Here is a 24314-nt window from a genome sequence, read left to right as displayed (position 1 = left end):
AGTATGCGCAGAAAAAGGCTTAGGGAGTTTGGCGAGTTTGAAACGCCAAAAAAAAGGTGGTGTGGGATTTGTGGGCGCTTGAAGCTCAGTGCGACAAATATTTTGCTTATCATTTTTGTGTGTGCGGCGATGTATGTGGCAAATCATTTTGAAATGAAGCGGTATCGCGAAAAAAAGATAAAAGAGCAAGAAGTGCGCGAGAAAGCATTGCGAGATTTTGCGACATTGCAGGATAAATGCTTTTTACAAAACAACGAAAAAGCGTGCGAGATTCTGAAAAAATTTGAGTGATTTGAGTGAAAAGTTTTGAATGATTTCAGAATAAAAACTCTTTAATTTATAGAAACCCCGCATAAAAGGCTTGTCGTCTCCACAAACTAAACAAAATTTAATTTATGAAAACTGCACTTTTCAACTTTTTATATTTAGAAATACCCTATCCTCGCCTTGCCTTTGAAAAGCAGGAAAAGAGGCATCTAGCGCAGAATTCTACTGCGGACAAAATGGATTTTTTTTGGGATTTTGCAAAGAAGTGAATAAAAATACGGGTTGTTTTATTGTGGTTGAGCTAATATTGCTTGCAAATATCCTATACACTTATCAAGCGCTTTTTTGCGGTGTGAAATTGCATTTTTTTCTTCTATCTGTGCGAGCGTTTGTGTATAACCATTTGGCACAAAAATCGGATCATAGCCAAACCCACTATTTCCTAAAATCTCACCAATCACCCTACCCTCGCAGATTCCTTCAAAATGCTTAGTATTTTTTTGAGAATCTAGCAAACAAAGATTTGCCACAAAACGCGCATTTGATTCTTTAAGATTACACATTTTTAGCTCAAAAAGCACGCGCTTGACATTAAGCCTATCGATGTCAAAATCCTTTGATAAGCCCTTTTTGTAAGCATTCCACGCGTCAAAGCGCAAAGTTTCTTGCTCTAAAAATCGCGCACTATAAATACCCGGACTTCCCTCAAAAACATCAATACAAAGCCCGCTATCCTCACTTAAAATAAAAAAATCTCTATTTTGTAAGTCCTGCAACTCCTCCGCTGAAACTTTATGCAAGAAAGTCTTATTTTGCAAGGATTCTTGCTCTAAAGATTCTCGCAAAGCCTTATAAATCGCCTCTGCTTTTATCCTTGCATTTTCTGCAAAACTGCTACCATTTTCTACAATCTCAAAAGGCGTTAAAAAATCCTTAAAACTTCGTATTTTAAGGCTTTGTAATGGATTTTTGACAATTGGATTATTTAAGTGATAGTTTTGCTCTACTCTGCCCTTATTTTTGGGATTTTTGACTCTCTCGCAAGAAGTATTTTGCAAAACTTGCACTCCGTTTAAAGATTCTGCAAAAATTTCCCGAATCTCTTTGACTTTATGTAAATTGGAAGTTGCTAGGATAAGGAGCATTTGGTCTCCTAAAAAATTATATAGAAGTGGTGTCCTCGATGCGATTTGAACGCATGACCTCTCGATTAGGAATCGAGTGCTCTATCCAGCTGAGCTACGAGGACTTTAGCAATGTGATCAATGCAATTGTTGAGAGAACGCCTTAAAAGGCGCAGATTCTACTTAGATTTTCTACACAAATCAATAAAATTCTCATTTTTTTAGCGTTTTTTTTGTAAAATATGCGACTATTTTCGATAAAAAAAAGGGGTTTCTATGGCAGTAAAAGTAGCAATCAATGGAAGTGGGCGCATTGGCTTATGTAGCGCGCGTATCATAGGGAAGCGTGATGATGTCGAGCTTGTGGCGTTTAATAGCACTGCAGATGTCGATACTTTGGTGCATTTATTGCGTTATGATTCTGTGCATGGGCACTATGATGTGGAAAAGCTGGATTCCCACACCTTGCGTATAGGGAACAATAAATGTGTAAAAATCCTAAGCAATAGAGATCCAAGTAATCTTGATTTTGGAGACGCGCAGGCTGTGATTGAATGCACGGGGAAATTTAACTCAAAAACCGCCTCAGGCACACATCTTAAGGGTAATGTAAAAAGAGTGATTATCTCTGCACCCGCTGATGAAGCGCCGACTTTTGTCTATGGTGTCAATCACACAAGCTACGCAGGTGAGCCTGTGATTTCCAACGCTTCTTGCACCACGAACTGCCTTGCTCCAATTGCAAAAGTCCTCAACGACGCCTACGGGATAGAATCCGCGCTTATGACGACAATCCACAGCTACACAAATGACCAAAATGTGCTTGATGTAAAACACAAAGATATTCGCCGTGCGCGCGCTGCGGCGATTAATATTATCCCCACAAGCTCTGGCGCGGCAAAAGCGGTGGGGTTAGTAATCCCTGAGCTTAGCGGGAAGTTTAACGGCTTTGCAGTGCGTGTGCCTACGCCGGATGTGAGCCTTGTAGATTTGAGTGTGAATCTCAAAAAACAAGCGAACAAAGAGGAAATCAACGCTCTTTTTGAAAGTGTGCAAAATACCACGATGAGGGGAATTATCTATGTAGATAATGAAAAATGCGTTTCAAGTGATTTCATCGGCTCACCTTATAGCGCGATTTTTGTGCCGGATAAAACGCTAGCTATCGGCAATAGCGCAAAGGTGCTGGCGTGGTATGATAATGAAATGGGCTACTCTACGCGCCTTGTGGATATGAGCGTGTATGCAATCACACATTAGCAATCAAGGAATAACAATGCTAACTTTTAGCCAAAACTTCGCTACACAAGACAAGAAAGCACAAAGAGACGTGCTTTTTTCACAGATTCTCAAAGAAAGAGAATATAAGGCAAGCGGATATTATGAACTTCCGTTCCAAAAGCGCGCATTGCAGGATTCTAAGGAATATTTAAGCACGCACAAAGAGCTTTTAAAAAATCTTAAGAATCTTGTCATCATCGGCATTGGCGGTAGTTCGCTTGGGCTTAGGGCGATAGATTCTCTGCTTTCACACACCAAAAATCGTAAAAATATCGCGCTTCATTTTTTAGAACATACAGATTCTATCCCCACCAACGCCACCCTAAAAAAAATCAAGCTTAAAAACACGCTTTTTGTAGCCATTTCAAAATCCGGCACGACAATTGAAACCTCTTCATTAATGAAGTATGTGCTGGAGCGCTTCAAGATTCTCGAAAATAAAGAATCTAAAAAGCATTTGTTAATCATAACTGATGAAAACTCACCCCTGCAACAATGGGCGCACAAGGAGCATATCGCCACAGTATGCATTGACAAAAATGTCGGCGGGCGCTTTTCGGTCCTTAGCGCAATTGGCATATTGCCTCTAAAAATTCTTGGTTATGATACAAAAGCGCTTCTTAAGGGTGCGAGGGAGTTTGCGGAAGGATTTTTTGCGCGCAAAGAGGAGCATTTATTGCAAAAAGCGCTTTTTTTGGCGCAAAATCACAAACACTACTCAATTAATGTGCTATTTTCGTATGCAAGCGTTTTTAAGGATTTCAACGCGTGGTATGTCCAACTATGGGGTGAAAGTCTAGGAAAAATCGCGCAAAATGGCGTTTCTATCGGGCTTACGCCTGTTGGGTTGGTTGGTAGTATCGACCAACACTCATTTTTGCAGCTTATCGTGCAAGGTGTGAAAGATAAAAGTGTGACTTTCCTCGCGCTTAACCCTAAGCTTTTTGCAAAACCCACAATCCCAAATTTTAAACTTGAATTTTTAGAATCTACAAATTTTGTCAATACAATGAGCTTTGCCCAACTGCTCTACAAACAGCAACAAGCCACGATGCAAACACTTCAAACCCAAAATATCCCAACGGATTTTATCAGGCTAGATTCTCTAGCTGAACCAAGCATCGGCGCGCTTATAATGTATTATGAGCTTTTGACTTCTGCGGTTGGTTGCTTGCTTAAGATTAACACTTACGACCAGCCCGGTGTGGAGTTTGGAAAAAAGCGCTTGTTTGAAGACATTACCAAAAAGGCAAAAGCGTGAAAAATGGGCTTTTAGCAAATCTTTTTCAAAAGTTTAAAAATTTCAATGAGCTTGTGATGTTTCAGCACACCGCTTTTTCTGCGACATTTATCCTTGTGGCGATGGTTGTAGCAAGCTTGAAAGTCAATTTTGGTGTATGGGTGGGGACAAAAACCTTTCTTTTATGCGCATTAGCACTTATTAGCGCGCGAAATTTCGCTATGACTTTTAACAGATTAGCAGATAGACGCTATGATGTGCTAAATATCCGCACAAAGAGCCGTCCTAGCGTTGATGGGCGCATTAGCTTTATAGCAATGAGTGTGTTTTGCGCGCTTAATGCGATTATTTTTATCATTACTTCGTATTTTATCAATTCCTTAGCCTTCGGACTTTCTCTCCCATTTTTATTTGTGCTTGGCGGATACTCTTTGATGAAGCGATTTTCCTACTTCGCCCATTTGGTGCTTGGAATCTCTTTGAGTTTAGCGCCGATTGCCGGCTGTATTGCGGTTTTGGGAAGTTTAGAAATGTGGTGTTTAATGCTCTCTATCGGCGTGATGTTTTGGGTGGCAGGATTTGACTTGCTGTATTCTTTGCAAGATATGGAGTTTGATTTGGAGCATAAGCTTTATTCTGTCCCTTCGCGTTTTGGCGCAAAAAGCACGCTCTATCTTTCAAGAATATTCCATATCTGCACTCTGTTTTTTTGGGGGGCTTTTATCTGTGAATCTAGAGTGCTTGGTGCTGTGAGTTATCTAGGACTTTTTGTCTGCGCACTTATGCTATTCTATGAGCAATACCTCGTGCATAAGGATTTCAAAAACATTCCAAAGGCATTTTTTGCCACTAATGGTTATCTTGGGTTTATTTTCCTAGCATTTGTACTAGCTGATGGTGTTTGGCATTATGGAATTTAAAGAATTGCTAAAAAACTTTGGGATTGAAACGCGCCTTGGGGCGTGCCATCTAAGTATCGCTTATGACTATCTTAACGAATCTAATCAAGCGCGCTATGAAGCGGAGTTTATAGAGCTAGCAAATATGAGCGATTCCCCAATGTCACGCTATATCAATGTTTTGCGTGCTAAAAATCGCGCTGAAGAAAGTGGCGAAGCGATTTTTGAGCTTTTAAGTGAAATATATAAGAAACTTGATAACTTAGAGCGCTTTTTGAAGCGAGAATATTCTGAACTGCCGCCTTTACCTTATAATACTAAACTTGCCTTCATTGGACACGATGCGCTTTGTTTGGAGAATGAATCTTTCTTGCACTTTGACGCGCTGTATGTGCGCTTGTTTTTACCAACTTTGCCACAGCATCATATTGGTATATTTGCTAAAGCACTAAATCCGCAAATAGCGCAAATTGAAAGAATACATATCCGCGAGAGGCAGGCGTATGATAGCTTTGTCGTGGAATGTGAGCGCACAATGATTTTAGATAAAAAAAGCCTACAATAACACCACAGAAGGAATATTATGTTTGGAATCCCCCTTACCACAATAAGTATTATTTGCAGTCTTTCTTGTTTGAGTATTGTAATTTTGCTTATTTTGGCAAACTCGCTCCGCTCTAACGATGTGCATAAACGCATCGCGCATTTTGAGCGTGGGATTGAGGAAGTTAATAAAGAGTTGTATAAAATCCGCAAGTGGATTAAGGATAACGAGCTAGAAAATCAATACAATAACACCGCCCTTGGTGCGAAAGTAAAATCAGAAGTGCGCGATGCGCTGGACAATGGGCTGATTAAGGTGTATAGGCAGATTGAGCTACTTGAAGCGGATATGCAAAAGCAAAATGACTACACAGAGGAAAAAATGCTTCTTTTGGAAGAAAAAATGCGTGAAATCAACTTCACACCTTCAAATGGAAATCCAATTGATGAAAAGCGTATAACAACGCTTTTTAAAGAAGGTTGGAGTATGGATTCTATCGCAAGAGAAATGCGGCTAAGCAAGGGCGAGGTTGAGCTTATCCTCAAGCTTGCAAATATCCGCTAAAGCGTATTCTCTCGCGGGGGAATTCTAGTTCAATCTCGCTTCACTATGCTTGCACGCACACTTGGTATTTTTTGGCTTGATAAGATTCTGTAAATTCTGCAACATTTTTAATTATCCCCTACACTCACGACATTAAGGTTTTTTGATTAATAGGTTTGCAAAATTCTAAAGTTTCTTGGAATCTTTTTTGCTTTATATTCCTTAGATTTTGCCTAGATTCTAGAAAGGTTTGCTTTGAGGTGTTTGTCTTTTATAATTTTTGCGCTTTTTATGGCTTCTTTTGTGTCCTTATTTCACGCTTGCAAAGCTGGAAGCAGCTATAATGGCTCGTTTCAACAACCCTTGCTTAAGGGTTCAGATTCTAAAATGTGGGCGCATAATGATGACGAAAATGAAGCGATATCTAAAAAGCGAAAAAAGCCCACACGTGGTGCAAATACATCATTTTTTGCGCGCGATAGCATTTTGGAGCAATCAGATTTAGCACTTGAAAGTTCTTTGGATAATGCCGACTTTAGCAAACAAACAAAAGAAGTGCTAAAAAAAGCGCATAATACCTATAAACAGGAGATTACAAACCTTAGTGGAAACATTACTAAAAATTGGGCGAATGATGAATTTGAAGTTTCTAGCACCAATAAAATGGTCAAATACAGCGATCATTATCTTTCAAAGTCAAGTATCGACTTCCAAAATGGAGTAATCCGCGTAGAAACCATTGATAAAAGTAATCCCGAGCAAGCCCTCAAAAATGCCATTATAATGACTTTGCTAACACCTCAAGATCCAAGCGGTGTGGATTTATATACAGATTCTGAAGTGAAGCTTAATGGCAAGCCGTTTTTAGCCGGGCTTGTCAAAGATAACGAAGGGCAGGATATTTTATATGAATGGCGGGCGAAAAAGTATGCGGATTTCCTTTTGCAAAACCAACTCAAAACACGCACAGACGCCAAAGGCAATAAGGTATATTTTGTAGATGTGAAAATGAGTGAAAATTACCAATCGCTTGCGGGCAACAGCTATCAAGCATACGCGCAAAAATATGCCAAGCAATACAACCTAGAAGGTGCGCTTGTGATGGCGATAATCCACACAGAATCTAACTTCAACCCTTATGCGATGAGCCATGTACCAGCTTATGGGCTTATGCAGATTGTCCCAAGCACGGCTGGAGCGGATTCTTATGAGCTTATCAATGGTAAAAAAGGTATGCCGAACAAAGATATGCTTTTCACGCCAGAGACAAATATCCACTATGGAAGCGCGTATTTACATATACTTTTTGAGCGCTATTTAAAGGGTATTACAAATCCGCTTTCTCACGAATATTGCGTGATTGCAGCGTATAATACAGGAAGTGGAAATGTCCTGCGTGCCTTTCATAAAGATAGGAAGCAGGCGATAAATGTGATAAACTCACTCACTCCAAAGCAGGTGTATCATCGCCTCACTACACGCTTAAATGATGAAGGTAAGCGCTATGTGCAAAAAGTCACAAATTTCAAAAAGCAATATGTAGGCATATAATGAGACTTTTTGAATTCACCTCAGAATCTAAAGTTTGTAGTTACATTCCCAGCGAGCGAAGCACTATGCGCTATTTTTACATACAGGATTGCTCGAGTATTTTTTATTTGGGATTATTAGAGCGTGGATGGAGACGCTTTGGGAATCATTTTTTTGTCCCGGTGTGTGAGGATTGCAAAAAATGTATTTCCATACGCACACTTGTACAGGAATTTAAATTTAGCAAAAATCATAAACGAGTGCTAAAAAATAACCAGAATACCCAAATATACATACAAAGACCCACTATTAGCGAAGAACATTTAATGCTTTATGACAAATACCATCGTCATATGCAACAAAAAAAGGGTTGGGAATACATACCCATTACGCAAAAATCTTATATGGAGATGTTTGTCGATGGCGCGCAACACTATGGCTATGAGTTTTTGTATTTTGTAGATTCTCAACTTGTGGGCGTGGGGCTTGTGGATATTATCGAGCAAAGTATCAGCGCGGTGTATTTTTTCTACAACCATAATTTTGAGCATTTAAGCCTTGGAACTTTTAATATTCTTACCCAACTAAAAATCGCACAACAAAAGAATCTTCGCTACTTCTACCCCGGCTATTGGATAAAGCAACATTTTTGTATGGGCTATAAAGAGCGTTTTAAGCCTTTTGAATACCTTCATAACGCACCAGATATTTTTGAAGCCACTGATTGGAGAATATATGAGGAATGATATTTTGCAAGGGCTTTATGGGATAAGCGACACAATTCTTACACCTTATGAAAGTCTAGAATCACAACTTAAAGATGCTATCAAAGGTGGCTTAAAAATCTTTCAATTAAGAGATAAAACTAGCGATAGGAACGCACTTATAGAGAAAATCTATCGCTTAAGTGAGCTATGTGCTAAAAAGAATGTTTTATTTGTGCTAAATGACCACATAGATCTAGCTTCACGTCTTAAAATTCAAGCATTGCATATCGGTAGAAATACCCATACACAGACCTTAGATGATATGCAATATTTAAAATATTTCAGCAAAGCACGCAAGCAATTTAGCGGGATTTTGGGTGCATCGGCGTATGGTGATATTTCTCTTGCAAAAAAGTTAGAGAATCTCGGCGCGGATTATGTGGCATTTGGTGCAATATTCCCTTCAATCACAAAACCCAAAGCACCTTGCATAGGTGTTGAGATACTTTCCCAAGCAAAGGATATTCTCAAAATCCCAATATGCGCCATAGGTGGAATTAGCAAAGAAAATATTAATCTGCTAAAAATCGCTGATATGTGCGCGCTTATCAGTGATTTATGGGATAAAAATCCACTTTTGAACGCTCAGATTATTCTGCAAAAATGGCGCTTATGAAATTTCCAAATATTTTTTACACCAGTTTTAAACATTTCACCAGTAGATTCTTGCGCACTTAATTCCGCCCTATCGCGTGCAAAAATAAAATTTGCTAACACCAATATTTTTCTTACAAGCAAAGAACTAGGTCTTATTCAGCCGCTTGCACCAAGAGATTCTACAGATTCCAATCAACATCACAGAATCTCACAATTTCATCAGCCAAAAAATACAGAATATGTGTGCGAAGCGAAGACAAAGCGCAATTTTCTCTCACAAGGCGATGCGGGCAGTGAAATAAAATCTCCAAACCCCAAAGCCTTGCTTATTTTCATTGGTGGTTTTATGGATAGTGTGCATTTAGTAGTGTTTAGGCAGTTTGCTTTTTTTGCGCAGAGGGATTTTGCACATTTGCCAAATTTTTGCGCCAAAATATATGCAACTTTTAATAGCAAAATGCTTTTTTCTTCCCTACTACCCGCACTTGTAGCACAAGGTTATGAGTCTTATATTTTTGCGCATAGTTGGGGTGGGGCTAATATTTGCAAGGTGCTTCACAAGCTAGATTCTACGCGAAATCTACTTCCAAAAGATTCGATAAAGCTTCTTGTTACACTTGATCCTGTGGGTTATTGGAAATTACGCCAAAAGCCACGAAGCATTCAGCATTGGTGCAACATCTATATTGGGGATAAGCTTTCTCATTTGAAGTATTCAAATATTTGCACCTATTTTGGGCACGCGTGGAATCATTGTAATGCCGCTGATAGCGAGATTATGCTTGATAATTTACACTTAAAGATCAAGAGTGATAAAATATTGCACCACGCAAGCATAAGCACTATGCTGCAAGCATTTAACACCGCTAAGATTCCTTATTAACGCAATAAATCAACTATGAAAAAGTGTCTTTGCATAATCGCAATTTTGACATTTTGGCAACAACGCCTTGCCTTGCCTGAAGCTTTGTGCTATTTGCATTGCAAGCGAGCTAGAAAGAATTGCTTTTAAGCAATCTCGCTTCGCATCACCTAGCGCAATTTCCCCAAAGCAGTCAATACAGCAAGGCACCACAATACCATTACTCAAAACTCCAAATTGCTTAATCAGCCCATAGCAAAAAGCCCTGTTTTCTCCTTTAAAACGACCTGCCACGCTTTTTTGCTCACTCTGCGCTAAAGCCTCCTGTCTCGCGTTCCATTCATAATGTGGCGTAATGCTTAAAAAGGTTTTATATGCAAGGCGCGCACTTTTCCTATCACTAAAGACTTGAAAAGCAAAATCTTTCAAGCAAAAAAACGTCTTTATTTGCTCTCTCATCTCGCGCGCTAAGGGATTTTCATAGTGCAAATCCTGCAAGCGCAGATGAATAAACACTTCGCTTTTTTCTTTGTGCACAAACTCACAAAATTTTAAAATCCTATCCAAATGCCCAACTTTAAAGCTCTGCGGGGAATCCACAAATGCACTTAGCGAAAATGCAATTTGATTTATTGGCGCACCACATAGCAGACTAAAATTTTTGTTTTCTAAGAATCTCCCGCTTGTTACGATGTTTGCAGAGATTTTATAAATACGCAAAATTTCCAAATACGCGTCCAAATCTTTCAATAAAAGCGGGTCGCCCAAAATATGCAAATATATGAGCCTCCCTAGCTTATCACGCGCGATTTGTGCGATGAGATTTTCAAAAAATGCCAACTTCATCACACCGCGCGTTGTTTTGTTATGAGAGTGCGGACAGAAGCTACATTCAAGCGCGCAATTATCGCTTAGCTCAATATAGATTCTTTCAAACATTTTTTAACACAAGGGCTTTGCGCGCATCTCCAGCGTCTATAAACTCCGCTAGATTCTCGCGAACAAGCTTATTTGCAAGAAGCTTGAAATTCTTTTTGCTCATTTTGAGAATCCGCACAATTTCTTCAGGAGAAGTTTTGAAATCAAGCTCTATGCGTCCATTGTGCATTTTTAGCAAATCTAGCAAGCAATTGCCAGAAATCGCGCGAACAGGGCTCAAATCAAGCTTTCCATCACTTCGCAATCGCTTAACTTTCACCCGCAAAATCTCACCTAGTTTAGGAACGAAAGCCAGTTCATTGTGATACAGCAAACCATAATGCCGCCCCGCAACCACACAACCAAATCCAAGTGGCGTTTTTTCAAATACAAAAGCACTTGCATTCGCGCCTATCAGCCTTTTATCCGTGCAAGCTTGCAATCGCTCCTTTATCCCAAGTCTCCCAATGAGCCTACCTTGTTTATCGATACTCAAAAATATAGTGAGCAATTTTCCTAGATTCTTATTTTTTGGCATTTTTGAAGGGACAAAAAGCTCCTTATCCACGCCCAAATCCACGAAATAGCCATTTGAGGTAATATCCACAACCCTCAACATGCCAACCTCACCAACGCATAAAAGTGGCGTCTGCGTGCTAGCGACAAGCCTATCTTCAGAATCTGTATAAAGAAACACGCGCACCTTATCGCCCACCGTCAATGTATCTAACACAAACTTTTTGGGTAACAAAACGCTTTCTTCACTCTGCTTTTGTGTATCTTGCGGAAGTGATAAAAATGCACCATAAGGGCTTAAGCGCGCAACTTCAAGCTCGCAAATCTTTCCCACAAATGTTTGAAGTGCGCTTTGCTGTGATTTTTGATTTGCACGATTTTTTTGCATATCTCGCGCCTTTTGCAAGCGCGCTTTAGGCTGTATCATCAATGAACCCTTTCTTAAAACACCTCTTTGGCGTCAATGTAGATTTTATGCGCGCTTTTTGCGTGTAGGATAAATTGCAAGGCTTCTTGTATGGCTTGCGTGCTTGTTTTTTGTGAATCTGCACCCATTTCCACAACTTCCTTAAGTTTAAAAAACGCAATATCAGCATTTTTGCCAGATTCTAAACTTCCAGATTCCACACCTAACGCTTTTGCACCATTTTTTGTAAGCATTAAAAGAAGCTCTTTTGCAAGTGCATTAATCTCGCGTTTAGGATAGGCAAAAAGTGCTGTGCGAAGCTCTTCTAGCATATTTAAGTTTGCATTTGAGCTTTTTCCATCGCTCCCAAACGCAATATTTAGCGGCTTTGCGCGCTCTAAATCTAGGTATTTCCCACACAAAAGGCGATTTGAACGCGGGCAAGATGCAATGCTCAAATCACACTCCTGCATAAACTCCAGCTCCCTTTCTCTTGCCTCTAAACAATGCGTCAAAACTGCACGCCCCTTAAACTCTCTAAACTGCTCCAAAAATCCTTGCGTAGAAAAAAATGGCTTAGGATTTGGCACGCCAAAACCTTTATGGAAAAAATCATAAAAATATCCACTGCCAGAATCTAGCCATTGCCTCTCGTATGTGGATTCTAAAAAATGCGCGCTTAAGGGTGCGCTAAGCTTCATCGCCTCATTTAAGATATGCTTTGCAAACACACTATGCAGAGAATAAGGCGAATGTAACGCCACCGCTGGTGTGAAAAGCGCATTTTGTGCATACTTAGATTCTTGCAAACGCATTTTGAAATTCTTTTGCAGTACATCAATCGCACTTGGATTGCTCCCCATTGCTTCATTAAAAAACACTACCCTTAAGGGGCTTTGGGCTAAAATTGGCAAATCATAGCCATAACTGCTAATAGCCCCGACAATCCCCACGCCACTTTGTAATTGCTCGTTTATCGCATTTTGCATAGCAGATTCTTCACCTAGCACATTATCTCTTTTAGCAATGACAGAATCTAACCACGCACCAAAATCTCCATACACAAAGCTTGCGACATTACTGCTAAATTCAAAATGAATGTGGGCGTTGATAAACGCTGGCAACATCACGCAATCTTCAAAAAATATGCGTTTCGCATTTTGATATTTTTCACAAAGCGCGTTAAAATCGCCATTCTCCATAATCTTGCCATTTTCTACAAACACGCCAAAATTGCGCCTAATACTAAAATTCTCATCACACACAAATACCAAAGGTGCGCCAAGTAGCTTGCTCAAAACCTACTCTCCATTATTTTTCATACTAAATTTTATCTTTTGAGTGATTTTATCTAAAATGCTATTGTTTTCACTCTCAATGCCTTGCTCTGCCCTACTTTGCGTGTTTTTTGGCTTTTTAGATTCTGAAATATTGTCTATCTTTTCACCTTTTGAATCAACAAAAATTATCCCTTTTAGCCCACTTTCAATCGCAAGTTTTTCAGAATCCGCCTCTTGTGTCTTGAGATTTACATCAAGCTTATTGAAAGGAATCTCAATATTATTCGCCTCTAAATTTGCCAAAAGCAGCTCCAAAATGCTTGCCTTAGCCTCTAGTAGTCCAAATTTAATATCCACCCAAAAGCGCAAGATAAAATTAAGCGAGCTTTCTCCCAAATCCTGCAATCCGATAAAATATCCACGCTCTAAATCCACGCACGGGCTATTTTCAAGCACATTTATAGCGATGAGCTTGATAGAATCTACATGGCTTCCATACCCCACACCAAAGACGACATCTAAGCGCCTTTTTGAAATATCCGTAGAGTTAATGACATTCGCCTTTGAAATATTAGAGTTTGGGATAATCGCTAGCTTGCCATCAGGCAGGCGTATGGTGGTATTGAAAAGATTTATCGCCTCGACTTTTCCAGTGAGTGCGCCAAGCTCGATAGTATCGTTATTTGCAAAAGGGCGCAAGATGATGAGGATTATCCCGCTAGCCACCGATGAAAGAGAATCTTTAAGCCCCAGCGCAACTGCCACGCCAGCTGTGCCAAGCACGGCGATGATAGAGTTTGTCTGCACACCTAATGTGCCAAGTGCAGCGATGATGATGGCGACATTCAAGCCGATAAACGCCACTTGTGAAAGGAAATTTGCTAAAACAATATCTTTAGATTCTAAAGTTTTTTTGATTTTCTTAGCCACAAAGCGCGAAAGATAATACCCCACCACAAGCAACAACGCGACTTTCAACAAAATCAAACTAATATACTCAATACTTGGCAGGATATTCAAAATAGTTGTTTTAAGATTATTCAAACCCTCTTGCATACACGCTCCTTATTCCAATGTGTGAAGCTTAGAATCCGCATACAACGCGCTAATTTTTCCGCTTAAAATCTCACCATTATACGGCGAAAAAATATCATCTACGCGCACGCTAGATTCTGTATCAACAATCATAAAATCCGCCTTTTTACCCACTTCCAAGCTTCCATTTTCTAGTCCCAAAATTTTTGCTGGATTGTGGCTAAAAAGCCTTGAAAGCGCACTTAGGCTTAAAATATTTGGCTTTATTAGCTTAGAATACGCCAAACTAAAGCCATACGCAATGCTATCAATCCCAAAGCTTGCAAGTTCAAAAACTTGATCTTTTTGCGAGTTGAAATCCGCGCACTGCAAGCTTGTCAGCACATCTATTTTATCGTTTTGCAAAGCGTCCAAAAGCTCCAAACGCTTAGATTCGCAAAGCAACGGGGGGTTAATCTTGCCCGCAGTGTTGTAATCCTCACACACGCTTTCATTCAATATCAAATGATGCAGGCTTACTTCAGTATGTGCTCGCAAGCCCTGCGCTTTGTATTGATTGACAATTTCAAGGCTTCGTGGCTCGCTAAGTGCGCTAAAAACCACTTCAATCTCGCTTCCTAAAAGCATTTCACATATTTTGACAACTTCGATATTTTGCGCTTTTTCACTAATGCTAGGAAGTCCAAGCCTACTTGCAAACTCCCCTTCGCTCACCACACCTTGCGCAAGCGAAGCATTTTGCGCGAAGCAAATGAGGGGGATTTTTAGCATTTTGGCATATTGTGAGATTCTTAGCAAAAGATTGCCTTCAATGTCGCTTTCAAACGCGATTGCTTGTGCGCCTGCAGTGTAGAGCTTGCTTATGTCGGTAAGTTTCACGCGTTCAGAATCTATAAAAGTTGGCTTAATAGAGGGCAAAATATGGGCTTCAAGCGTGGAATCTATGCTTTTAACAAGTTCGATAATCGCCTCGCTATCGATAGTTGGGCTTGTCTGTGGCAAAAGCAAAAGTGTGCTAAATCCGCCTTTAAGTGCTTTAAGTGAAAGCGTGCTAAGGCTCTTGCGTGAAAGCGTGCGCGCCTTTGGATAAATATTAAGATCGATAAATGCGGGCATCAAAAGCTTGGAATCTATATCGATAACCTCTTCATTTTCCTCCAGTGTGAGGGATTCTAAATTTGGTGCGATGCTTTGGATACACCCATTTTTCACTTGGATACATTGTGTTTTTTCGCCTTGATAGTCGCAACAACGCGCATTTGCAAAAATCATTCACTCCCCTTTAGATTCTTAATAATGTAGCCTTAAAATATTCGCGTTATCATAGCGTATTCTTATGGTAAAAAAGCTAAATACTACGGGGCGAGATTTTACTCCAGCAAAACCAAATTGCAAATTATAAAGCGAGGAATTACCCATGAGTAAAAGACTTTGTGTAGATATTGCATTTGTTGGCGATAACTTCCCATTTGCAGTAAGGAGCAATATTTTTAGAGTCTTTAAATATGCGCGCTTTGCAACATGGCAATGTATATCTTTTGGATATTTCTTGTAGCTTTCTACCAAAGCCTTGTATTACAAAATCTGCATAATAAATATTATCATCAAGTGTTATGATAGTAGCATTGGGGTATCATAACCGAATAAAGGTATAGTGAAGCTGATGAAACCTCGCAGGATTAAGAAGTTAGAGAAATAATTAATGGCGTATTTAATATTGATACTCTATTATTTTTTTTGTTGCAAATCTAAATATAAATAATGCTTAATCTTAAAATCCAATAAGAAAAATTTTAAAAGATGTAAAAAATATTTTACAACACGATAAGGAAGCCTTAACATCAATTTTATTGATTCAGGGAAAACACGCAAAATATCAAATATTTTTTCTAACATTATGATATGGCTTTTTAGGAATTTTAGAGGATTGGAAAGTTTTTGAAAATGATGGAGATTGTGAGGTGCTTTTAGAGTGTGAGGTTAAAGCTACCCCCCCCCTTTCTTTGCCTTAATTTTTGTCGTTTTGAAATCTATAGACATATTATTTACTACTCTTAAAAATCAAGTTAGCTCTTAAGAAAACTTAAGAGCTAACAAATTCTAGCAACTATAAGTCGTGATAAACTCAAATGGATGTGGGCGTCCTTCCCACGGCCAAATTTCTGTTTCAAACTTATATTGCTTGTAGGTTTGGATAAATTCTTCGCTAAAGACATTGCCTCGCTTTAAATAATCTTTATCCACGAGCATTTCTTCTATCGCGTGGCGCAAAGTATGTGGAAGCTGTTTGATGCCTTTTTCACGGATTTCATCAAGGGTAAGCTCGAAAAGATTTACCTCCATTGGCTTGCCCGGATCGATTTTGTTTTGGATTCCATCAATTCCTGCCATTAGCATTGAGGCAAACGCTAAGTAAGGATTACTTGAACTATCTGGGAATCTAAATTCCATTCTTTTAGCTTTCTCACCGCTATTGTATGGGATTCTGATACTTGCACTTCTGTTTTGCGCGGAATATGTAAGAATGCTAGGCGCTTCAAATCCCGGAATTAGACGCTTATAAGAGTTGGTGCTAGGATTTGTAAATGCTGCTAGCGCGCGTGCGTGCTTTAACACACCGCCTAGATAATGCAACGCCATCTCACTTAAGCCTTCATACGCATTACCGGCAAAAAGATTCTTGCCATCTTTCCAAATACTTGTATGCACATGCATTCCGCTTCCATTGTCAGAATACAGCGGCTTTGGCATAAATGTCGCGCTCTTGCCATTGAGATGGGCTACCATCTTGACGACATATTTTAGCTTTTGCACATTATCTGCTGCCTCTAGCATATCACCAAATTTCACGCCGATTTCACCCTGCCCTTGTGCCACCTCGTGATGCACGACAAAAGTTTCTAAGCCTACTTGCTTGAGCACTTTTACCATTTCAGCGCGTAAATCCATCATAGAATCTACCGGTGGCACTGGGAAATACCCGCCCTTAGTGCCGGGGCGATGTCCGATATTCACGCCTTCAAATTCTTTGTCGCGATTCCACTCGCCTTCTTCTGTGTCAATCTCATAATACTGGCAATTTACAGAATCTTTAATCTTTATAGAATCAAAGACAAAAAATTCATTCTCTGGTCCAAAATACGCCACATCGCCCAAGCCACTTTCTTGTAAAAATTTGCTAGCTCGTTTGGCAATAGAACGCGGGCATTTCTCATAAGGCTCGTTTTTATAAATATCCCAAATATCACAAAACACCACCGCTGTGGTATCTGCAGTAAATGGATCGATAAAATAACGCACCGGGTCGGGGATTAGCACCATATCTGATTTATTTACCGGTTGCCACGCTGGGAGCGAACTACCATCAAAAGGGATTCCATCAAAACTACCTTCATCAACTGCATTTGCTGAAAATGCCAAATGATGCCACACGCCTTTAATATCCGTAAAGCGAAAGTCGATAAACTCCACTTCATTTGCTTTGCAAAACTCAAAAAACTTCTTTACTGCTTGTTGTCTATCTTCTTTTTGCATACAATTCTCCCAAGGTTAAAATCGTGTTACCAAGTATTGCTGAGTAACGCGGAATTATAGCAAGGAATGTGAAAAATACGCATAAAATCTCCAAAAACTTTGTAAAAAAATCTGCTTTTTAGCGTTAGTTTGCTAGAATTCGCAACTTAAAAGTTTTTATATTTTCTTAAAGATTCTCACAAAAGGTTTTTGTATGCAAGAACTCATTCGTAACTTTTCTATCATCGCGCATATCGATCACGGCAAATCAACCCTTGCTGATAGACTCATACAAGAATGTGGCGCGGTTAGCCAACGCGAGATGACAAGCCAAATTATGGATACGATGGATATAGAAAAAGAACGTGGAATCACCATAAAAGCGCAATCCGTGCGCCTAGAATATCCGCACAATGGCAAAACTTATATCCTAAATCTCATCGACACACCCGGGCATGTGGATTTTAGCTATGAAGTCTCGCGCTCGCTTAGCTCGTGTGAGGGCGCGTTGCTTGTCGTTGATGCCTCGCAAGGCGTGGAAGCGCAAACGATTGCAAATGTGTATATCGCACTTGAAAATAATCTTGAGATTTTACCCGTGATAAATAAAATCGACTTACCAGCTGCTGATAGTGAGCGTGTCAAAGACGAGATAGAATCTAGCATTGGACTTGATTGCTCAAACGCGCTAGAAGTAAGCGCAAAAAGTGGGATTGGCATTGGCGCGCTTTTAGAATCTATCGTGGAGAAAATCCCTGCGCCAAATGGCGAACCAAACGCACCAGCAAAAGCGTTAATTTATGATTCGTGGTTTGATAATTATTTAGGTGCGCTAGCGCTTGTACGCTTAAAAGATGGCGCACTCAAAGTGGGGCAAAACACGCTTATTATGAGTAGTGGCAAAAAGCACGAGATTCTAGGGCTTTACTATCCTCACCCCGTGCAGAAAATCCCTACAAAAAGTATCGAGTGCGGCGAGATAGGCATCGTGTGCCTTGGGTTAAAAAGCCTTGATGAACTCGCTGTGGGCGATACACTCACAAATGCTGAGAATCCGACGACTGAAGCGATTGAAGGCTTTAAACCAGCTAAGCCTTTTGTCTTTGCGGGACTTTATCCGATTGAGACAGATAAATTTGAGGAACTCCGCGAGGCACTAAAAAAACTAAAATTAAATGATTCTGCGCTTAGCTTTGAACCTGAAACTTCCGTGGCGCTTGGATTTGGGTTTCGCGTTGGATTCTTAGGACTTTTACATATGGAAGTGGTGAAAGAGCGCCTAGAGCGTGAGTTTGGGCTAAGTCTCATTGCAACCGCGCCCACCGTCATCTATGAAGTCTATGGCACTGATGGCTCACTCACGCTTGTGCAAAATCCCAGCCAGCTTCCAGAAGTGCAGAAAATAGAAAAAATCAAAGAACCATTTGTCCGTGCGCATATTATCACACCTAGCGAGTTTTTGGGTAATATCATCACGCTTCTAAACAACAAACGAGGTGTGCAAGAAAAAATGGAGTATATCAACCCACAGCGCGTGAGTTTGCAATATGCAATCCCTAGCAATGAAATAGTAATGGATTTTTATGACAAATTGAAATCCTGCACAAAAGGCTATGCGAGCTTTGATTATGAGCCTATCGAGTATAGGGAGGGCGATTTGATTAAACTTGATGTGCGCGTGGCGGGTGAAATAGTCGATGCACTTTCAACTATTGTCGAGCAAAGCAAAGCGTATGAAAAAGGGCGCGCACTTGTGGAGGCAATGAAAGAGCTTATCCCGCGCCAGCTGTTTGAAGTGGCGATTCAAGCAAGCGTAGGAAACAAAGTCATCGCGCGCGAAACCGTGAAATCTATGGGGAAAAATGTAACTGCAAAATGCTATGGCGGGGATATTACGCGCAAGCGCAAACTGCTTGAAAAGCAAAAAGAGGGCAAAAAGCGTATGAAAGCCATAGGCAAGGTGGAATTACCACAAGAAGCTTTTTTAGCAGTGCTAAAGATTGATTAAACTTTTGATTTAAGGAGAAATAATGAAAATTGTCGAATTGAGCTGTGGATTAGGCAATCAAATGTTTCAGTATGCTTTTGCCTTGAGTTTAAAACACCATTTTAATATGCCCATATTACTTGATAGAAGTCTTTATGACAATCCAGAACACAAAGAGCACCCGCCCTTAAGCCTTGATATATTTCCCATTACTCTGCCCTATGCTACACAAGAGCAAAAGCTTAAAGCAAAGAAGTCTTGGCTTGCGCGTAAGGTTCTGAAAAAATGTGGTTTGCCACTTTTAGCACCATATTGTGTTTTTGACTATAATCCAAAGCTTCTACAAAAAAAGTCATACTCTTACTATACGGGCTTTTTTCAGAATCCTCTCTATTTTTCAGACATCTCTTTAGCCATTAAGAATGCATTTACCCCCCCCCCCATTACAAGCCCGATAAACAAAGCCATACTCGCAGAGATTCTTAATTCCAAAGAAAGCACTTTTTTGCATATCCGCAGAGGTGATTATTTAGGAATCAATTGGGAGCTTGGGATAGATTATTATAAGCGAGCGCTCAAAGAGCTACTGAAAAGAGTAGAAAATCCAAGCATTTTTGTATTTTGTGTGGATAAGGATTTTGCACAAAACTTTGATATAGGCTACCCTATTACGATTGTGCAAAGTGATTACTCTTTGCATTATGAAGATATGATACTTATGGCACATTGCAAGCACGGCATACTTGCTAATAGCACTTATAGTTGGTGGGCTGCCTATCTCATATCTAATCCTCATAAAGTCATCATCGCCCCAAGCCCTTGGATACACAGCATACAAGGAAGCGACAATATCATTTGTCAATCGTGGATAAAGGTAAGCTCACAGGAACAATAACGCATAAATATGCTACAATCCTCACACTTTGTATTAGGAGAATTGTATGCTTGAGTTTAATGATTCGCAAATGAAGCGCTATTCACGGCATTTGATTTTGCAAGGCGTGGGCGTTACGGGGCAAAAAAAGCTAGCAAACGCAAAGGTGCTAATTGTCGGTGCTGGTGGGCTCGGCTCGCCTAGCGCGCTGTATTTGGCGGCAGCTGGCGTAGGAGAGATAGGAATTGTAGATGATGATAAAGTCGAGCTAAGCAATTTACAGCGTCAGATTATCCACACAACCGCCTCTCTTGACACACCAAAAGTGCAAAGTGCCAAAGAACGTCTTAATGCGCTCAATCCTGAAGTGTGCGTGCAGACCTATCATACTAGAATCTGCGCGGAAAACATCTTAGATATTATCGCGCCTTATGACCTTGTGCTTGAAGGAAGCGATAACTTTGGAACAAAGTTTCTTGTCAATGATGCGTGTGTGCTGGCTAAAAAACCTTTGGTGTTTGGCGGAATTTTGCGCTTTAGCGGACAATGTATGAGTATCAAGCCATTTCAAAGCGCGTGCTATGCGTGCGTGTTTGATTCCCCGCCGCCTGCAGATTCTGTCCCAAGCTGTGCGAGTGCCGGTGTGCTAGGGGCAATTGCTGGAATGCTAGGAACTATCCAAGCTGCCGAAGCACTAAAAATCATCATAGGCATAGGGAATCCGCTTTTTGACAAAATCTTAAGCTTTGATGCGCTGGATATGAACTTCCGCAAAATCACAATCGCCAAGAATCCGCATTGTCGCGTATGTAGCGGTGAAGGCATAAAAGTTTTAAGCGATTATAAGCAAGAATCTTGCTGGGAGTTATAAAGCTTTTCTATTGTTTTATTTCTATGGATTTTATTTTTCTGGGCGCACAGAAAAGCTTTTCGCACCAAAATGCTTTGCATAGGCTGGATTTACCCAATATTCTGGATTTTCTTGCGGATTGTCCCAACCTTTAAATTTTTTAAGACATACAAAATATTTTTCACTCACAACAACATCTTCAATGCCTTGTGATTTTTGCCTTGCAATATCTTGCTTTAGTAGATTCCAATTGTATGCCATAAGTGAGAAATTAGCAAAAACTACGACCAAACACACAGAAAACAACGCGCCTAATGTCCTTTCATAAATATAGGGCTTAAGGCTTTTTTGATAAAATATTCTAAATATTAAAATAATGGATAAAAACAACAAAAGATTATCAGCAAAGCGCGCTCTATGTGCAAGATTTTCAGTAAAAGTAAGAATACACGCACTCATCACCCAAACAAAAAACAGCCAAAAAATCACTAAAAATCTCTCATCTCTTTCCCTAAGTGAATAAATCAAATACAAAGTTAAAATATAAAATGGAAGCGCACTCACATTTTTAATCACGGCAAGCACCAACACAAAAACAGGCAAATACAAAAAGCTATATTTGTTAAATTTACCCTTCAAAACAAGATAAGTTATGCAAAATATCAGTAAAAATGCCACGAACGCATCACTATAAAAATGCCTAAAAGCGGAATTTATACGAATAATCTGCTCGAAAAATGAAAGATTTAGAAAATCCCCAACACTTAAAAATCCCTCCAATCCTTGAGCTCTAGCCCTTGAACCCGGAGAAAGATAAAGGATAATATACCCACACCAAAAACCAAACGCGCCAAAGATATACCAAAGAGGCAGTTTGATTTTTTTATACACAGCAAACACAAGGCTAAGAAAAAGTATCCCTGAAAGTATCAAACCCGCCACTTCGCTTGACATTCCAGCAACCACAGCAAGCGGAAGCAAGCAAATTGCATAAAAGCACTGCGTAAAATTAAAAGAACAATAACCTAGTGAATTTTCTCGCATAAAATCCGCCCAAAAGAATCTAAAGGGAAGCAAAAACAAGACAATGAAAGAAATTCCCCATAAATAATTTAAACTCCCAGCTCCCCACAAAAAAGTCGCGCCAAAAACAGAAAAAAGCATACACAAAAGACAAAGCAACATAAATGAGTAAGAATCAAGCCTATTTTGCGGCAATCTCCCAAAATACAAAATAAAAGTGATAATAAAAAAGAGCGCGCCCACAATTGCATTGATTACATCAAAAATTATGCTTTGATTAAACTGCGCAAGAAATCCCGTGTAAAGATTCTCACCAAAACGTCCATTCCAAGTAAAATAAGAATTGAAGAATCCTTTATCCCCCCCCCCAAATGCCCCTAAGTCATCACTTTGGGAGGGAAATAAAATATTTAGAATAAATAAAGGTGTAAAAAGCATAAGAAAAAGCAAGAAAAAATTCTTAATCTGTGTGCGTGAAAGCTGCATATATTTAGCCTTTTGTTAGAATCTCGTGCGGATTCTAAGTTGTTAAACATTAAAAAAAGTTAAACATATAAACATTTCATATTTAATTCACTTTTTCCACCTACAATCTCAACATAAATTTATTTGCCCAAAATCATAAAATTTACCCGTTGTAGAATGCCAAGCACACTTTCAAAATGAGGATTTTACATTGCATTTTAGAATCTTTTTGCTTATCTTTATTGTTATATTCTCGGCTTGCACGACAAAAATCCCCACACTACAAGAGATAGAAAGCAAAAATCATATCCCGCAGACTTTTAGGAATCACACAAAAACAGATTCCCCGCAAAATGCGCAAAATCTACAAGACGCACAGAATCCACAAAGTAAAGATTCCAAAACCCCACAAAATAGCGCGCAAACTAGCAAAAAGTTTAAGGCAGATTCTCATCTCAAACAATTTAGCCTGCTTTTTAATGACAAAGATTTAGAAAAACTCCTAACAATCGCGCTGGAGCGCAATAGCGATGTGCTTATAATGATTTCACGAATCGAGCAAGCAAAAGCGCAGGCAAAAATCAATACCGCAAGCCTTTTGCCTACAATCAACACTGGACTTAACACCAACTACACCGATAGACGCACGCAAAGTCAGAATCTCGCCGTGCGCCCGGGCACAAACTCCGTAAATGCAAGCCTTAGTATGAGCTGGGAACTTGATTTGTTTGGTAAGCTCAATGCGCTACGCAAATCAAGCAAGCAAGCTCACAAACAAGCCCAAAGCAACCTCGCAAATACACAACTCACGCTCATTGGCGATGTGGCGACATATTATTTTAGTTTGCTTGATAATGCCTTTAGTATCGCACAAAACAAGGACTTACTAAAAAATCTCGAGGAAATACAGAGTATCAGCAAGCAAAAGTATGAATCCGGACTTATTGATATAAACACCCACAAAAGTGCGATAGTAAATACCACCACGCAAAAAAATAGCTTAGAAAATGCGCTTTATACTTTCGAGCAAAACAAAAACGCGTTGCTTGTATTACTTGATATGAACGCGCAAGAGCTAGATTCTTATATGGATTTTTCCCTGCCACGCACTATTGAAATAGCAGAATTTGACATTGACGCACTTCCAAGCGAAGTGATTTTACAACGTCCCGATGTGGAATCTAGCATTTACGCGCTGTATTCCCAACTCTACAAAGAGACAAACGCAAATGCCGCAAGACTACCTAGCATTTCGCTTAATGGCTCAATTGGAGAGTTGCTTTATAGTAACACCACGGGGAATTCTCTTGTATTTCAAATCGCAAATTCTATCACCACGCCTTTATTTAATCGCACAGGCTTAAAGCAAAACTACATAATCCAGCAAGAGCTAAGCAAAGAGGCTTACTACACCTTGCAAAAGGCGATAAACACCGCGCTTGGTGAAATGGAAAACGCACTTTTTGATAAAGCTTCCAAAAAAAAGCAGGCGCAAAATCTCTCCCTAGCACTTGATCTAAGCCAAGAGGCGTGGCAAATTGATACCCAAAGGCAGGCAAATGGAATGATTGACAGAAGTGAGTTTCTAACTAATGAAAACACATATCTTTCAATGCGCTCTCAATTCCACACTTCGCAAATCAATGAGGCAATTTCAATGGTGATGTTATTTAAAGCATTTGGCGGGGCGTTGTGGATCGTGGATTTTCAAACACAAGATTCTATGCCAAAAAACGCGCAACGCACACAAGAGATAGAATCTAACTCGCCCTCTTTAGAGACAAAGGATTAAC

General features: G+C 39.8%; 22 protein-coding genes and 1 tRNA gene. 14 read left to right on the top strand and 9 right to left on the bottom strand.

Going from position 1 to position 24314, the window contains the following annotated elements; translation table 11 throughout:
• The first annotated feature begins 3 nt into the window (after window positions 1-3).
• Window positions 4-291, top strand: coding sequence for a hypothetical protein (locus A3217_RS04160; protein ID WP_066388310.1), 288 nt, complete (start codon window positions 4-6; stop codon window positions 289-291).
• Between the two features lie 263 nt (window positions 292-554).
• Here A3217_RS04160 and A3217_RS04155 read toward each other — a convergent pair whose 3' ends face one another.
• Together A3217_RS04155 and A3217_RS04150 are read right to left on the bottom strand one after the other, a co-directional pair.
• Window positions 555-1412: a non-canonical purine NTP pyrophosphatase gene (locus A3217_RS04155; RefSeq protein WP_066388308.1), complete on the bottom strand. Its 858-nt coding sequence runs from the start codon at window positions 1410-1412 to the stop codon at window positions 555-557.
• A 27-nt stretch (window positions 1413-1439) separates the two neighbouring features.
• Window positions 1440-1516, bottom strand: a tRNA-Arg gene (locus A3217_RS04150).
• 151 nt (window positions 1517-1667) lie between these two features.
• On the opposite strand from A3217_RS04150, the gene gap reads away from it, so the two are divergent.
• The 9 genes from gap to A3217_RS04105 all read left to right on the top strand — a co-directional run bounded on the left by gap (window position 1668) and on the right by A3217_RS04105 (window position 9675).
• On the top strand, window positions 1668-2651 hold the full coding sequence (gap, locus tag A3217_RS04145) for a type I glyceraldehyde-3-phosphate dehydrogenase (protein WP_066388305.1): 984 nt from the start codon (window positions 1668-1670) through the stop codon (window positions 2649-2651).
• A gap of 16 nt (window positions 2652-2667) precedes the next feature.
• A complete protein-coding gene (locus A3217_RS04140) occupies window positions 2668-3933 on the top strand; it encodes a glucose-6-phosphate isomerase (RefSeq protein ID WP_066388303.1) in 1266 nt (421 codons plus the stop codon).
• Window positions 3930-4832, top strand: coding sequence for a menaquinone biosynthesis prenyltransferase MqnP (gene mqnP / locus A3217_RS04135; protein WP_257722281.1), 903 nt, complete (start codon window positions 3930-3932; stop codon window positions 4830-4832). Before A3217_RS04140 ends, mqnP begins: the two co-directional genes overlap by 4 nt.
• Window positions 4822-5376, top strand: a complete 555-nt coding sequence (locus tag A3217_RS04130; protein WP_066388296.1) for a hypothetical protein — start codon at window positions 4822-4824, stop codon at window positions 5374-5376. Before mqnP ends, A3217_RS04130 begins: the two co-directional genes overlap by 11 nt.
• An 18-nt stretch (window positions 5377-5394) precedes the next feature.
• On the top strand, window positions 5395-5919 hold the full coding sequence (locus tag A3217_RS04125; RefSeq protein WP_066388289.1) for a hypothetical protein: 525 nt from the start codon (window positions 5395-5397) through the stop codon (window positions 5917-5919).
• A 282-nt stretch (window positions 5920-6201) separates the two neighbouring features.
• Complete coding sequence (locus tag A3217_RS04120; RefSeq protein ID WP_231860280.1) at window positions 6202-7449, top strand: murein transglycosylase domain-containing protein; 1248 nt, start codon at window positions 6202-6204, stop codon at window positions 7447-7449.
• Complete coding sequence (locus tag A3217_RS04115) at window positions 7449-8174, top strand: arginyltransferase (RefSeq protein ID WP_066388268.1); 726 nt, start codon at window positions 7449-7451, stop codon at window positions 8172-8174. Before A3217_RS04120 ends, A3217_RS04115 begins: the two co-directional genes overlap by 1 nt.
• Window positions 8164-8811: a thiamine phosphate synthase gene (locus A3217_RS04110; protein ID WP_066388265.1), complete on the top strand. Its 648-nt coding sequence runs from the start codon at window positions 8164-8166 to the stop codon at window positions 8809-8811. Before A3217_RS04115 ends, A3217_RS04110 begins: the two co-directional genes overlap by 11 nt.
• A 222-nt stretch (window positions 8812-9033) precedes the next feature.
• On the top strand, window positions 9034-9675 hold the full coding sequence (locus tag A3217_RS04105; RefSeq protein ID WP_066388263.1) for a hypothetical protein: 642 nt from the start codon (window positions 9034-9036) through the stop codon (window positions 9673-9675).
• A gap of 9 nt (window positions 9676-9684) precedes the next feature.
• On the opposite strand, the gene A3217_RS04100 is transcribed toward A3217_RS04105, so the two are convergent.
• From A3217_RS04100 to glnA, 6 genes are all read right to left on the bottom strand, one after another.
• Window positions 9685-10593, bottom strand: a complete 909-nt coding sequence (locus A3217_RS04100; RefSeq protein WP_066388261.1) for a radical SAM/SPASM domain-containing protein — start codon at window positions 10591-10593, stop codon at window positions 9685-9687.
• Window positions 10586-11515, bottom strand: a complete 930-nt coding sequence (locus A3217_RS04095; RefSeq protein WP_066388259.1) for a S1-like domain-containing RNA-binding protein — start codon at window positions 11513-11515, stop codon at window positions 10586-10588. Before A3217_RS04095 ends, A3217_RS04100 begins: the two co-directional genes overlap by 8 nt.
• A gap of 14 nt (window positions 11516-11529) precedes the next feature.
• Window positions 11530-12792, bottom strand: a complete 1263-nt coding sequence (gene mqnF / locus A3217_RS04090; RefSeq protein WP_066388245.1) for an aminofutalosine deaminase family hydrolase — start codon at window positions 12790-12792, stop codon at window positions 11530-11532.
• Between the two features lie 3 nt (window positions 12793-12795).
• A complete protein-coding gene (gene mscS / locus A3217_RS04085; protein WP_156471844.1) occupies window positions 12796-13830 on the bottom strand; it encodes a small-conductance mechanosensitive channel MscS in 1035 nt (344 codons plus the stop codon).
• Window positions 13831-13839: 9 nt separating this feature from the next.
• Window positions 13840-15081 (bottom strand): amidohydrolase family protein, encoded by a 1242-nt coding sequence (locus tag A3217_RS04080; RefSeq protein ID WP_066388244.1) that lies wholly within the window; start codon window positions 15079-15081, stop codon window positions 13840-13842.
• An 828-nt stretch (window positions 15082-15909) separates the two neighbouring features.
• Window positions 15910-17343 (bottom strand): type I glutamate--ammonia ligase, encoded by a 1434-nt coding sequence (gene glnA / locus A3217_RS04075; protein WP_066388235.1) that lies wholly within the window; start codon window positions 17341-17343, stop codon window positions 15910-15912.
• A 193-nt stretch (window positions 17344-17536) separates the two neighbouring features.
• On the opposite strand from glnA, the gene lepA reads away from it, so the two are divergent.
• The 3 genes from lepA to A3217_RS04060 are packed head-to-tail and all read left to right on the top strand — an operon-like array spanning window position 17537 to window position 21054.
• Entirely contained in the window at window positions 17537-19330 is a 1794-nt protein-coding gene (gene lepA / locus A3217_RS04070) for a translation elongation factor 4 (protein ID WP_066388233.1), read from the top strand.
• 22 nt (window positions 19331-19352) lie between these two features.
• On the top strand, window positions 19353-20204 hold the full coding sequence (locus A3217_RS04065; protein WP_066388231.1) for an alpha-1,2-fucosyltransferase: 852 nt from the start codon (window positions 19353-19355) through the stop codon (window positions 20202-20204).
• A gap of 46 nt (window positions 20205-20250) precedes the next feature.
• Entirely contained in the window at window positions 20251-21054 is an 804-nt protein-coding gene (locus tag A3217_RS04060; protein WP_066388229.1) for a HesA/MoeB/ThiF family protein, read from the top strand.
• Window positions 21055-21084: 30 nt separating this feature from the next.
• Here A3217_RS04060 and A3217_RS04055 read toward each other — a convergent pair whose 3' ends face one another.
• A complete protein-coding gene (locus A3217_RS04055) occupies window positions 21085-22542 on the bottom strand; it encodes a DUF6056 family protein (protein ID WP_066388226.1) in 1458 nt (485 codons plus the stop codon).
• A 190-nt stretch (window positions 22543-22732) separates the two neighbouring features.
• On the opposite strand from A3217_RS04055, the gene A3217_RS04050 reads away from it, so the two are divergent.
• Entirely contained in the window at window positions 22733-24313 is a 1581-nt protein-coding gene (locus A3217_RS04050) for a TolC family protein (protein ID WP_066388223.1), read from the top strand.
• Window position 24314 lies beyond the last annotated feature (1 nt).

The sequence above is a fragment of the Helicobacter himalayensis genome (genome assembly GCF_001602095.1).
GTDB classification, from domain to species: Bacteria; Campylobacterota; Campylobacteria; order Campylobacterales; family Helicobacteraceae; genus Helicobacter_F; species Helicobacter_F himalayensis.
Note: the sequence above shows the minus strand (reverse complement) of the source record. Positions and strands in the feature narration are given on the sequence as shown.